At 67.8% G+C, this 12,105-nt stretch carries 13 protein-coding genes; 10 read left to right on the top strand and 3 right to left on the bottom strand.

Features of this window, described 5'->3' with window-relative positions:
* Positions 1 to 54: 54 nt before the first annotated feature.
* The 3 genes from ACWDTD_RS16100 to ACWDTD_RS16090 all read left to right on the top strand — a co-directional run bounded on the left by ACWDTD_RS16100 (position 55) and on the right by ACWDTD_RS16090 (position 4,211).
* A complete protein-coding gene (locus ACWDTD_RS16100) occupies positions 55 to 1,287 on the top strand; it encodes an alkaline phosphatase family protein (protein ID WP_449748123.1) in 1,233 nt (410 codons plus the stop codon).
* Between the two features lie 207 nt (positions 1,288 to 1,494).
* The gene (gene groL / locus ACWDTD_RS16095; RefSeq protein ID WP_449748122.1) at positions 1,495 to 3,120 is read left to right on the top strand and encodes a chaperonin GroEL; all 1,626 of its coding nucleotides are present in this window, start codon (positions 1,495 to 1,497) and stop codon (positions 3,118 to 3,120) included.
* A 281-nt stretch (positions 3,121 to 3,401) separates the two neighbouring features.
* Positions 3,402 to 4,211 carry a tyrosine-protein phosphatase gene (locus ACWDTD_RS16090; protein WP_449748121.1) on the top strand — a complete coding sequence of 270 codons (810 nt, stop codon included), beginning with the start codon at positions 3,402 to 3,404 and terminating at the stop codon, positions 4,209 to 4,211.
* 301 nt (positions 4,212 to 4,512) lie between these two features.
* Here ACWDTD_RS16090 and ACWDTD_RS16085 read toward each other — a convergent pair whose 3' ends face one another.
* Entirely contained in the window at positions 4,513 to 4,842 is a 330-nt protein-coding gene (locus tag ACWDTD_RS16085; RefSeq protein WP_449748120.1) for a hypothetical protein, read from the bottom strand.
* 87 nt (positions 4,843 to 4,929) lie between these two features.
* Here ACWDTD_RS16085 and ACWDTD_RS16080 point away from each other — a divergent pair, with 87 nt between their 5' ends.
* The 3 genes from ACWDTD_RS16080 to ACWDTD_RS16070 all read left to right on the top strand — a co-directional run bounded on the left by ACWDTD_RS16080 (position 4,930) and on the right by ACWDTD_RS16070 (position 6,651).
* Positions 4,930 to 5,586: a DsbA family oxidoreductase gene (locus tag ACWDTD_RS16080; RefSeq protein ID WP_449748157.1), complete on the top strand. Its 657-nt coding sequence runs from the start codon at positions 4,930 to 4,932 to the stop codon at positions 5,584 to 5,586.
* Positions 5,579 to 5,767, top strand: coding sequence for a hypothetical protein (locus ACWDTD_RS16075; RefSeq protein WP_449748119.1), 189 nt, complete (start codon positions 5,579 to 5,581; stop codon positions 5,765 to 5,767). Before ACWDTD_RS16080 ends, ACWDTD_RS16075 begins: the two co-directional genes overlap by 8 nt.
* A gap of 71 nt (positions 5,768 to 5,838) precedes the next feature.
* Entirely contained in the window at positions 5,839 to 6,651 is an 813-nt protein-coding gene (locus ACWDTD_RS16070; RefSeq protein ID WP_449748118.1) for a tyrosine-protein phosphatase, read from the top strand.
* Positions 6,652 to 6,670: 19 nt separating this feature from the next.
* Here ACWDTD_RS16070 and ACWDTD_RS16065 read toward each other — a convergent pair whose 3' ends face one another.
* Positions 6,671 to 7,156 carry a PaaI family thioesterase gene (locus ACWDTD_RS16065; RefSeq protein WP_449748117.1) on the bottom strand — a complete coding sequence of 162 codons (486 nt, stop codon included), beginning with the start codon at positions 7,154 to 7,156 and terminating at the stop codon, positions 6,671 to 6,673.
* 44 nt (positions 7,157 to 7,200) lie between these two features.
* Between ACWDTD_RS16065 and ACWDTD_RS16060 the strand changes: the two genes are divergently transcribed.
* From ACWDTD_RS16060 to ACWDTD_RS16045, 4 genes are all read left to right on the top strand, one after another.
* Positions 7,201 to 7,815 (top strand): TetR/AcrR family transcriptional regulator, encoded by a 615-nt coding sequence (locus tag ACWDTD_RS16060; protein WP_449748156.1) that lies wholly within the window; start codon positions 7,201 to 7,203, stop codon positions 7,813 to 7,815.
* 86 nt (positions 7,816 to 7,901) lie between these two features.
* On the top strand, positions 7,902 to 8,864 hold the full coding sequence (locus ACWDTD_RS16055) for an ATP-binding cassette domain-containing protein (RefSeq protein ID WP_449748116.1): 963 nt from the start codon (positions 7,902 to 7,904) through the stop codon (positions 8,862 to 8,864).
* Entirely contained in the window at positions 8,864 to 9,679 is an 816-nt protein-coding gene (locus ACWDTD_RS16050) for an ABC transporter permease (RefSeq protein ID WP_449748115.1), read from the top strand. Before ACWDTD_RS16055 ends, ACWDTD_RS16050 begins: the two co-directional genes overlap by 1 nt.
* A complete protein-coding gene (locus ACWDTD_RS16045) occupies positions 9,676 to 10,539 on the top strand; it encodes an ABC transporter permease (protein ID WP_449748114.1) in 864 nt (287 codons plus the stop codon). Before ACWDTD_RS16050 ends, ACWDTD_RS16045 begins: the two co-directional genes overlap by 4 nt.
* Positions 10,540 to 10,560: 21 nt before the next feature.
* Here ACWDTD_RS16045 and ACWDTD_RS16040 read toward each other — a convergent pair whose 3' ends face one another.
* Positions 10,561 to 12,036, bottom strand: a complete 1,476-nt coding sequence (locus tag ACWDTD_RS16040) for a condensation domain-containing protein (protein WP_449748113.1) — start codon at positions 12,034 to 12,036, stop codon at positions 10,561 to 10,563.
* Between the last annotated feature and the right edge of the window lie 69 nt (positions 12,037 to 12,105).

Here is a 12,105-nt window from a genome sequence, read left to right as displayed (position 1 = left end):
GCGGTCGCGGGGTGTTGGGTGGCGTGCGGGCCGCGGGGAGCAGAGTGTGTAGACATGTCGAGCGATCCCCTCGAGGAGCTCCCGCCGGGCAGGTGGGCCGAATATCCCGACACCCTCGCCGACGTCCTGCCGTGGATCGTCGGCGGATTCGGTGTCGGGGGCGCCCAGTACAGTGGCACGCCGCCCACCACCGCCCTGCCCGCACTCGACGGATCCGACGTCGTCTTACTCCTGGTCGACGGCCTGGGTGAGAATCAGCTCGCCGCGCATGCCGACGCCGCACCCACCCTTGCCGGCCTCCGGGCCGGGACGCTGCGTGCCGGGTTCCCGTCGACCACCGTCACCTCGATCACCAGCCTGATGACCGGTGCGCCCGCCGCCACGCACGGGATCATCGGCTACAGCTTCCGGCCCGAGGCCGCGGTGCGGGTGGGCGATACGGCGCGTGTGCTCAACGCGCTGCGCTGGACACTCGACGCCGGGAACGGGCCGTCGGCCCTCGACATCTATCCGACGGGGCGCGTCGCGCCGTCGGCCGGTCGCGCCCTCGCCGATCTCGGGGCGGCCGGCGTGCGCACCTTCACCGTGATGCCCGGTGTGTTCCGCGGAACCGGATTCACCCAGGTGGCCTTCGGTTCATCGGCCCGGTACATGCCCGCCGCCACGCCGGACGAGTTGCGTGCCGGCGTCGCCGCCGCGTTGACGCGTGCGGTCTCCCGGTCGCAGTGGCCACGCTTCGTCTACACCTATCTCTCCGACCTCGACGCCGCGGGCCACATGCACGGCCCGGGGTCGGAGGCCTGGCTCGCGGCGCTACGAACCGTCGACGCCTTCGTGGCCGACCTCCTCACCGACCTGCCCTCTGGGGTCGCGCTGGTGGTGACCGGCGATCACGGCATGCTCGCGGCAGGCGAGGTGATCGACCTCGACGCCGCAGACGACCGGGCCGACGACCTCAACCGCGCGGTGGAGGCGATCGCCGGTGAGGCGCGGGCGCGGCACGTCTATGCGGTCGAGGGCGCTGCCGCCGACGTCGCCGCCACCTGGTCGGAGCTGCTGTCGGGCGACGCCACCGTCGCCACGCGCGAACAGGTACTCGACGAAGGCTGGTTCGGTGCCGGCGACCTCCCGCCCGGACGCGTCGGCGACGTGGTGGCCGTCGCGGGTGGGCGCACCATTCTGGGCAGGTCGGTCGACGAGCCGAACGAGACGCGAATGGTGGGCCATCACGGCGGGTGGACCGCCGACGAGTTGCTGGTGCCGCTGCTGTTCGCCCGCGGCGAGTGACCGGCGTGTTCGCGCGCCGCGGACAACGCGGCGCCGACCTTGCACTCACCATGGTCGAGTGCTAAAACGGTCATTGGCACTCACGTACGGTGAGTGCTAGGTCGGGACGGTGAGATCGGCACCTGACACGCCGGTCGTCCGTCGCGGGCACCGATGTTCCGGCCATACCGAACCTAGTGTCACCCCCTATCGGAGGATCACTTACCCATGGCCAAGCAAATCGCGTTCGACGAAGAGGCCCGCCGCGGCCTCGAGCGGGGTCTCAACAGCCTCGCCGACGCAGTCAAGGTGACGTTGGGACCCAAGGGCCGCAACGTCGTTCTGGAGAAGAAGTGGGGCGCCCCCACCATCACCAACGACGGTGTCTCCATCGCCAAGGAAATCGAGCTCGAGGACCCGTACGAGAAGATCGGTGCCGAGCTCGTCAAGGAAGTTGCCAAGAAGACCGACGACGTCGCAGGTGACGGCACCACCACCGCCACCGTGCTCGCCCAGGCGCTCGTGCGCGAGGGTCTGCGCAACGTTGCCGCCGGCGCCAACCCGCTGGGTCTCAAGCGCGGCATCGAGAAGGCCGTCGAGGCCGTCACCGAGTCGCTGCTCAAGAGCGCCAAGGAGGTCGAGACCAAGGAGCAGATCGCTGCCACCGCGGGCATCTCGGCCGGCGACGCATCCATCGGCGAGCTGATCGCCGAGGCGATGGACAAGGTCGGCAAGGAAGGCGTCATCACCGTCGAGGAGTCCAACACCTTCGGGCTGCAGCTGGAGCTCACCGAGGGCATGCGCTTCGACAAGGGCTACATCTCGGGCTACTTCGTGACCGACGCCGATCGTCAGGAAGCCGTCCTCGAGGACCCCTACATCCTGCTCGTGTCGAGCAAGATCTCGACCGTCAAGGACCTGCTGCCGCTGCTGGAGAAGGTCATCCAGGCCGGCAAGCCGCTGCTGATCATCGCCGAGGACGTCGAGGGCGAAGCCCTCTCGACCCTGGTGGTCAACAAGATCCGCGGCACCTTCAAGTCCGTCGCCGTCAAGGCTCCGGGCTTCGGTGACCGTCGCAAGGCCATGCTCGCCGACATCGCCATCCTCACCGGTGGCGAGGTCATCAGCGAAGAGGTCGGCCTCTCCCTGGAGACCGCCGGACTCGAGCTGCTCGGCCAGGCCCGCAAGGTCGTCGTCACCAAGGACGAGACCACCATCGTCGACGGTGCCGGCGACGCCGACGCCATCGCCGGCCGCGTGGCCCAGATCCGCAGCGAGATCGAGAACAGCGACTCCGACTACGACCGTGAGAAGCTGCAGGAGCGCCTGGCCAAGCTGGCCGGCGGTGTTGCGGTGATCAAGGCGGGCGCGGCCACCGAGGTCGAGCTCAAGGAGCGCAAGCACCGCATCGAGGACGCCGTCCGCAACGCGAAGGCTGCCGTCGAAGAGGGCATCGTCGCCGGCGGTGGCGTGGCCCTGCTGCAGTCGGAGCCCACCATCGACGGACTCACCCTCGACGGTGACGAGGCCACCGGCGCCAACATCGTGAAGGTTGCGCTCTCGGCCCCGGCCAAGCAGATCGCCATCAACGCGGGCCTCGAGCCCGGTGTTGTGGCCGACAAGATCCTCAACTCGCCGAAGGGCACCGGCCTCAACGCCGCCACCGGCACCTACGAGGACCTGCTGGCCGCCGGCATCAACGACCCGGTGAAGGTCACCCGCTCGGCGCTGCAGAACGCTGCGTCGATCGCGGCCCTGTTCCTCACCACCGAGGCCGTGGTTGCCGACAAGCCGGAGAAGAACCCGGCCCCGGCGATGCCGGGCGGCGACGAGATGGGCGGCATGGGATTCTGATCTCGTCTCCGACGAGGATGGGATTCTGATCTCGTCTGAAGACGAGGATGGGATTCTGATCTAGCTCAGAACTCAACGCTCACAACGCGTTACACACCGAAGGCCGGTCACCCACGCGGGTGGCCGGCCTTCGGCGTGTGTCGTGTCTGATCGTCGGGAAAAGAGCCGATGCTGATACAACCGCGGCCACACAGCAGCTTCGCGACAATTATTGTCCTGAATGCCCGCACACGCCGCGGTTGTATCGCGGGGCCTCTCCCAGATCTGACACCATGGACCCCATGAGCGATCCGATCGCCGAGCACGTCAGCCTGCCCACGGTCAACAACCTGCGCGACCTCGGCGGCCACGCCACGACGGACGGGCGAGTGGTCCGGCGTGGCCAGGTATTCCGGTCCGCGGCCCTGGACAAGATGTCCGACGACGACAGTCGGGCGCTGCTCGGGCTCGGTGTGCGCACCATCTACGACCTGCGATCAGCGGCCGAGGTCGAGGCGTCACCGGACCCGGCCGTCGCCGACGTCATCGCCGTTCATCTCGATGTGCTCGCCGACGCGGAGGCGATCTCGGTACCCGCCAACCTCGACAAGGTGCTCAGCGACCCGGAAATCGTGGCCGCGGCCAATCAGCGCCTTGCGGGCGGCGAGGGGGTCGCGGCGCTCATCGCCTCCTACCGAGAACTGGTGGAACTGCCGAGCGCGCGCACCTCGTACCGCGCCCTCTTCCGCGGCCTGCTCACCGAGGCCGACGCAGGGCTGATCCATTGCACCGCGGGCAAAGACCGAACCGGTTGGGCCGCTGCATCTTTCCTGACGCTCCTCGGTGTCGAACGTGATGCGGTCTACCACGATTACCTGCTGACCAACGACCTGTTCCTGCCGGCCATCGCGCCGGTCTTCGAAGGATTCGCCGCAGCCGGCGGCGACCCGGACCTCCTTCGGCCACTCCTCGGCGTCCAGGAGGCCTACCTCGACGCAGCCTTCGCCGCGGTCGCCGACGGATACGGCAGCGTCGACGGGTACTTCACCGAAGCATTGGGCATCTCGCCCGATGAGCAGCAGGCCCTGCGCGAGAAGTACCTCGACGTCTGAGGCGACGCTGTCGGGTGGTTTCGACAAGCTCAACCAGCGAAAACACGCGCTCAACCTGCCGTTGAGCGTGCCCGGATCAGCGTCGAGCGTGCCCAGAATCGCGTCGAGCGTGCCCAGAATCCCGTCGAGCGTGCCCAGAATCCCGTCGAGCGTGCCCAGATCCGCGTCGGGCGTGCCCAGATCCGCGTCGGGCGTGCCCAGATCCGCGTCGAGCGTGCCCAGATCCGCGTCGAGCGTGCCCGGATCCGCGTTGAGCGTGCCCGGATCCGCGTTGAGCGTGCCCGGGGTGGTTTCGACAAGCTCAACCAGCGGGCGGGCGGCTCAACCAGCGGGAGGTGGTGAGGTCCGTCCCCGTTGAGCGTGCCCAGATCCGCGTTGAGCGTGCCCGGATCCGCGTCGAGCGTGCCCAGATCCGCGTCGAGCGTGCCCGGGGTGGTTTCGACAAGCTCAACCAGCGAAAACACGCGCTCACCCTCCCGTTGAGCGTGCCCAGAATCCTGTCGAGCGTGCCCGGACCCGCGTCGAGCGTGCCCAGATTCCCGTCGAGCGTGCCCAGAATCCCGTTGAGCGTGCCCAGATTCCCGTTGAGCGTGCCCGGGGTGGTTTCGACAAGCTCAACCAGCGAAAACACGCGCTCACCCTCCCGTCGAGCGTGCCCACAACCGCTTCGAGCGTGCCCGGCGGAATCGTTTCCGACGCGACGTTGTTGGATCGCAATGTGAGTGGCTCCATCAACGTCGACATCTGGTCCGATATCGCCTGCCCGTGGTGCTACATCGGGAAGCGCAAATTCGAGGCCGGCCTGGCGCAGTTCGACGGCGCCGACGATGTCAGCGTCACGTACCACAGTTTCGAGCTCGCACCCGACACCCCGGTCGACTTCGACGGATCGGAGATCGACTTCCTCGCCGGACACAAAGGCATCGCCCCCGCGCAGGTGCAGCAGATGCTCGACCAGGTAACCGCCATCGCCGCCGATTCCGGCCTCGACTACCGATTCGACGTCCTCCAGCACACCAAGACACTCAAGGCGCACGAGTTGCTGCACCACGCCAAAGCCGAAGGCCGCCAACTCGACATGGCCGAACGGCTCTTCCGCGCCTACTTCACCGAAGGACGTCACCTCGGACAGGTCGACGAGCTCGCGGACCTCGCCGCCGACATCGGCCTCGACCGCGATGCCACCCTCGCGGCACTCGAGTCGGGCGTCTACGCCGACGCGGTGGCCGCCGACATCGACCAGGCGCGTCGCTACGGCATCAACGGTGTCCCGTTCTTCGTCGTCGACGGACGATACGGAGTGTCGGGGGCGCAACCCCCCGAGGTCTTCACCGAGGCCTTGAGTCGCGCGGCATCGGAGCGGAGCGATGCCTGACCACGGCACCGCACCCGACGCCGCCGCAACACTCTCCGCCGCAACACTCTCCGCAGACGGCTCGCCGCAGGCCGCGTTCGCGATGATCGGCGGCACAGCCGAAATGGTGTGCTCCGACGGCGTGTGCGCGGTACCCGTCACCGACGAACCGGAGTCGAACTCACTCGAAGCAACCGAGTGATCTGTGCCCATCGGAGTTGATGATCGGGACCCGTGCCTCGGTTCATTCGCCATCTGGGCGACAATGGCGATATGACCGAAACACCTGGTGCCCCGAGCCCGATCCGAACCCTGCCGAACCTGCGAGACCTCGGCGGATACACCGGACTCGACGGCAAGGTCACCGCCCCCGGTGTGCTCTACCGTTCCACCGATTTCAGCTTCATGGCCACCGTCGACCTGGCCCCCTTCGAGAATCTCGGCATCCGGACGATCTACGACCTGCGTTCGGCCGTCGAACGACGCGCGCAGCCCGACCCCGACATCCCCGACGTCAGCGACATCCATCTCGACGTTCTCGCCGACGCCACCACCGCGATCCCGGGAAACCTCCAGCACGTCCTCTCCGACCCCAAGACGGTCGCGCTGGTGTCGAAGGAACTCGACGCCGACAAGGCCAAAGAACTGATCGCGGGCACCTACCGGCAACTCGTCACGCTGCCGAGCGCGGTGTCGTCGTACACGGGGTTCTATCAGGGTCTGCTCGGCGAGTACGCGGGACCGTCACTGTTCCACTGCACCACCGGCAAGGACCGCACCGGCTGGGCCGCCGCGTCGTTCCTGTCGCTGGTGGGGGTGTCCAAGGACGACGTCTACCACGACTACCTGCTCACCAACGATCGCCTGGTACCCGCGCTCAAACCGCTGTTCGACGAGTTCGCCGAAGCCGGCGGCGATCCCGACGTGCTCAAGCCGGTTCTCGGTGTCGACGCCTCCTACCTCGACACCGCGTTCGCCGAGGTGGAGGAGAAGTTCGGGGATATCGAGGGCTACTTCGTCGACGGACTCGGCCTCGGCAAGGACGCGCTGCACGCGTTGCGGGACAAGTATCTGGTCGCGGCCTGATCGCTGAAAGGTAAGCGGCTCAACGGAACACGATGCACGTGGTGGTTCCGTGCGCCACCAGCTTGCCGTCTGCCCCGAACACCTTGCCCTCGGCCGTCGCGGTACGCCCACCCACGTGGACCGTGCTGCCGACCCCGGTGAGATCCCCACCGTCGAGCGGTACCGAACGGATGTAGTTCACCTTGAGTTCCAGCGTGGTGTAGCCGACGCCGGCGGGCAGCATCGTATGCACCGCGCAGCCCATCACCGAGTCGAGAAGCGTGGCGCAGATGCCGCCGTGCACGGTGCCGAGCGGATTGGCGAAATCGGGCTTCGGCGTCACCACGAACTCCACCTCGCCGGGGTCGATACGCGATGCGCGCATCCCGAGCAGCCGGCCGATGCTCGGGTGATCGTCGTCGGTTTTCGCCTGCCACGCGCGCAACAATTCGAGTCCCGACAGTGAGCTCGGATCGGTGGACGGGGAGTTCCGCAAAATGTCGGTCATGACTATGTATGGTTGCATAGAACCACTCGATTATGAAGGTCTACATAGGAGATGTGTCGACGATGAAGGGCGAATCCGGCGGCGCGGATGGCCGGGAGTCCGAGAAGTCCGAATCGCGGGGGCCCCGTGAGCGGATGATCACGCACGCTGCCGACCTGATCGGCCGACGCGGTGTGGCCGGGACCTCCATCGGCGACGTGATCGCCGCCAGCTCCGCGCCGCGAGGCTCTATCTACCACCACTTCCCGGGCGGCAAGACCCAGCTGATGACAGAGGCGGTTCGTCATGCGGGAGAACACATCTCCCGCAGGCTCAGCGATCGCACGACGGGCACGCCCGCCGATACCGTCACCGCGATCGGAGACGTGTGGCGGCGCATGCTGCTGAGCAGCGACTACGAGTTCGGCTGCCCCGTCCTGGCCGGCGGACTCGCCCGGCAATCCGAGCCGCAGGTGGCCGACGAGGCCGAGCAGGTCTTCGGCCACTGGCTGCGACTGATCGCCGCCCGCCTGGCCTACGAAGGCGTGGAGCCGCAGCAGGCCGACTCGCTCGCCTACCTCGTCATCGCATCCATCGAGGGCGCGGTCGGCCTGTGTCAGACCCAGCGCAGCGTCGAACCCCTCGACCGCGTGATCGCGCAGGTCGCCCAGATGTGCGACGACGCCGCAGGGGGTTGATCCGCACTCGGCTAGTTAGTCTAGGCTGACCTAAGAAACGTGCGGGTGCGGTGTTGCGCGCCCACCGTCGAACGAGGAGGCCATCGATGTCGTCGGATGTGGCGATCGAGATCTCGGAATTGGCCAAGGACTACGGCCAGGTACACGCCCTGCGCGGAATCTCTTTCGACGTCGGGCGCGGCGAGGTCCTCGGACTGCTCGGCCCCAACGGGAGCGGCAAGACCACCACCGTCACCCTGCTCTCCACCCTGCAACGACCCACCTCCGGCACCGCACGGATCTGTGGATGCGACGTGGTGTCGCAGGCGGCCCGGGTGCGCGAACTCATCTCGCTCACCGGCCAGTACGCCGCACTCGACGAGGCGCTGACCACCACCGAAAACCTTTCTGTCTTCGGCAAACTCACCGGCCTACATGGCCATCCGCTCAAGGCGCGGGTCGACGAACTACTCGAGATGTTCGATCTCGCGTCCGTGCGCACCCAGCGCGTCGGCACACTGTCGGGAGGCATGCGCCGACGCGTCGACATCGCCAGCGCACTGGTCACCCGGCCAGAGGTGCTGTTCCTCGACGAACCCACCACCGGACTCGACCCGCGCAGCCGAAATGCCGTGTGGGACACGGTGTCGACCCTGCGAGCCGAGGGCATCACGGTACTGCTCACCACCCAGTACCTTGAAGAGGCCGACCGGCTCGCCGACCGCATCGTGATGCTCGACGACGGCCGGGTGGTGGCCTCCGGCACACCCGGCGACCTCAAACAACAGGCGGGAGCGGCGGTCTGCGAGGTCACCCTCGCCGACCGCGACGACACGTCTCGCGTCCTGGCCGTGCTCGACGGCCTCGAGGTGATGGAATCACCCGAGTCGGCACGCTCCACCGCCGCGAGTCAGGCGCATCCGCGCATCGTGGTCCGCGCCCCCGAGGGTATGGCCACCGTCGCCGATGTCATTGCCCGACTGCAGGTGTCACACGTTGACGTCGTCGACGTCGGGCTGCGGCAACCGTCTCTGGACGAGGTGTTCCTGCAATTGACGGAGAGTCGCTGATGGCCACCGCACTCGATGCCGACGCCACCAGCACCCGTGCGGGCAGTGCCACCCGCACATCGGTCGGACTCGTCGCGGCCACCGCGACCCTCTCGGCGCAGAAGATCAAGGCGGCGGTGCGCTCGGGCGACGCCGTCCTCGCCTTCCTCAGTCCCGTGGTCTTCTTCGTCTGCTTCTACGTGCCGTTGCACCGCCGCTTCGAGCTGACCGGCGGCGACTACGCCCAATTCCTCACCCCCATCATCCTGCTGCAGGCGTGCCTGTTCACCGCCATCACGGCCACCGAGACCGCAGGCAAAGATGCCCGCGCGGGCGTGCGTGAACGCCTTGCGTCGCTGCCGATCCCGCGGATCGCGCCCACCTTGGGCCGGATGACGTGGGTGATCGTGCGACTGATTCTCGCGCTCGCCGGTGGCCTCGCGATCGGTTCGGCACTGGGCTTCGGGTTCGACGGTTCGGCCGCGCACACCCTGCTGTTCTTCGTGCTGGTGATCGCCTTCGGCCTGGCACTGAGCATGTTCACCGACGCACTCGGGACAGTTGCGCGCAACTCGGTGGGAATCGCGAGTGTGCTGATGATCCCACAACTCATCCTGGTGATGGCCTCCACCGGACTCGTTCCGGCAGAAGGCTTTCCGGAATGGATACAGCCGTTCGTCCGCAATCAGCCGCTCTCGGTGTACGCCGACGCGCTGCGCGGGCTCGCCGCACCCGGCAATCCGGATCTCACCGCGGTGCTGCTGTGGACGGCCGGGCTGCTGGTGGCGGGATGGCTGGTCATCGTGCAGACCGGCAGGGCGCAGGTGAACCGTTGAGCCACACCACCAACCATCACACCGCCGACCAGCGCAGCGCCGGCCAGCGCAGCGCCGACGCCACGTCGGCCGCATGGCCACGCCGCCGGTCGGTGTCGCTGCCGAGACAGGCCGCGGTGCACAGCGGTGCGTTGCTACGCACCTGGGCACGCGATCCGGGCATCGTGGTGCAGTCGGTGGCCTTCCCCGCGTTCATGCTGCTGATGTTCCAACTGGTGCTGGGCAAGACGGTCACCGCGATGGGCGGCGGCGACAGCGTCTACGGCAACACCGGACTCGTCGCCCTCGTCGGAGCCATGTTCGGCACTCTGGCCACCGCGATCACCCTGATCCACGAACGCGATTCGGGCCTGCTCGCACGGCTGTGGACGCTACCGGTGCCGCGGTCGGGGTTTCTCGCCGGGCGACTCCTCGCCGAGGGTCTGCGCACCGGAATGGCGACGGTGATCCTGTTCCTGGTGGCGGTGCCGCTGGGCTTCCGCTTCGAACAGGGCGTTGTCGCAGGTATCGGCGCGATCCTGGTGCCCATCGTGTTCGCGATCGGGTTCGCGGTGCCGGTGCTGGCGCTGGCCACGGTATCCTCCGGGCAGGCCGCCATCCAGCAACTCGGCGGCCTGTTCCTGCTGATGTTGTTCTTCAACACCGGATTTGCGCCGGTCTCCGAGTATCCGGGGTGGCTGCAACCGGTGGTGCGCTACCAGCCGATGAGTCCGGCGATCGACACCATGCGCGGCCTCACCGAGGGCGGCGCGGTAGCCGTGCCGCTGGCGTGGACACTGGCCTGGACAGCAGGACTCATCGTCGTGTTCGGGCCGCTCGCGGTGCGCGGCTACCGGCGGGCCGTACAGACCAGCCGGTAGCCACGCTCCCGGAGCCCCAGGTCAGGCCGGGGATCGAGCCGGCGTCACTGACGAGATCAGTTCCCCCAGCGGCACATTCAGCGACGACGGCATCCGCGCGATGAGCGCCAGCGCCACATCGGCGGCAGCGCGCGCGGTGGCATCGTCGATCACGTCGGGCCGGTGATCGAGTTCGAGGTGCAGTGCGTCGTCGGCGTCGAACTCGAAGGCATACGCCAGCGGGTAGTTCGCCACCCCGGTGAACACCGACCGGCAGCTCACGTCGAGCCCGTCGGGAATCGCCACCCCGCGGTGCGGCGCGTCGCGCACCGACGCCATGACCTCGGCGACCGGAAAGCGCCCGCCGGCACCGCGAAGCGCGGTCAAGATGGTGCCGTAGTCGACGCCGGCGAACTCCATCGACGCGAAGATCCTCGCCGCCGAATCCCGCAGCGCGTCGCGGACGGGGGCGTCCGGATCGAACCGGAACCGTTTGGGAATGATGTTGCCGCTGTAGCCAACCCGATCGGGGGTGTGCGCCGGATGGCGGTTGTCGGCGGGCACCACCAGCACATGGTCGGCGGCGCCGGTCACCGCGTACACGCTGAGCGCGCAGACCGTCAGCAGCAGCGTGTTGATGGTGGCACCCACCTCCGGCGCGACGGATGCCAGCGCGGCCACGTCGGCGGGATCCACCGGCACGCTGCGGCGAGAACCGGCGCCGTCGTCCATCGGAGCGAGCCAACTATCGGCGGGGGAGTCGGTGGGCAACTCGCCCGACAGCGGATAGCGCACATCGTCGGCGGCCCACGTGTCGAGCGCATGCCGCAGGGCCGCCGCCACATCGGGTTGTGCAGCAGACGGTGCGGATACCCGCATATCCCGATCCGTCGGCCACGATCCGTGCAACAGGGCGGTGATCAGGGTCGGCCACGACGTGGCGTCGACCGCGAGATGATGCACCACCAACACCACCGCCGTACCGCCGTCGGTGCGCACGTAGACGCGGGCACGCAGCGGCGGTTGTGCGGTCAGGTCGAACGGAGATCGGGTGAGTGTCTGTGCGTCGCGATCGATCTCGGCCCGGGTCCACGCTTCGGGCCGCCCGGTTCCGGAAACCACCGACTCCGACGGCAAAGTGCCCCAATCCCAAGTGATCTCGGGGGTCGACCAGCCTCCTACAACATTCGCGGGCACCCGCCGCGGCGTGCCGTCGGCATCGACGATCACCGACCGCAACACATCGCAGTGATCGATCAACACTTCGGTGGCGGCCACCATCTCCCAGCTCGACCGGCCGCCGTCGATATCGAAGACGAGGCCGATGTTGTGCGACACCGACGCCGGATCGAGCCGGTAGATCTTCCACATTCGTGCCTCGCCCGGTTGGAATCCGGGTTGCGCGGGCAATGCTGGCGCAGCGGTCTGGTCGGCGGCGCCGGCGTCTGCGGTGCCCAACCCCGACCGGAGTAGGCGTCGGCGCATCAGTTCGTGGCGTGCCTCGTTGAATTTGCTCACCCCCCTACACTACGGGGGATTGATTAGGCTAACCTCACTTGGAGTGCCGATCGGCACGATGCCGTCCAG

It is taken from the genome of Gordonia sp. NPDC003425 (genome assembly GCF_053588635.1).
Note: the sequence above shows the minus strand (reverse complement) of the source record. Positions and strands in the feature narration are given on the sequence as shown.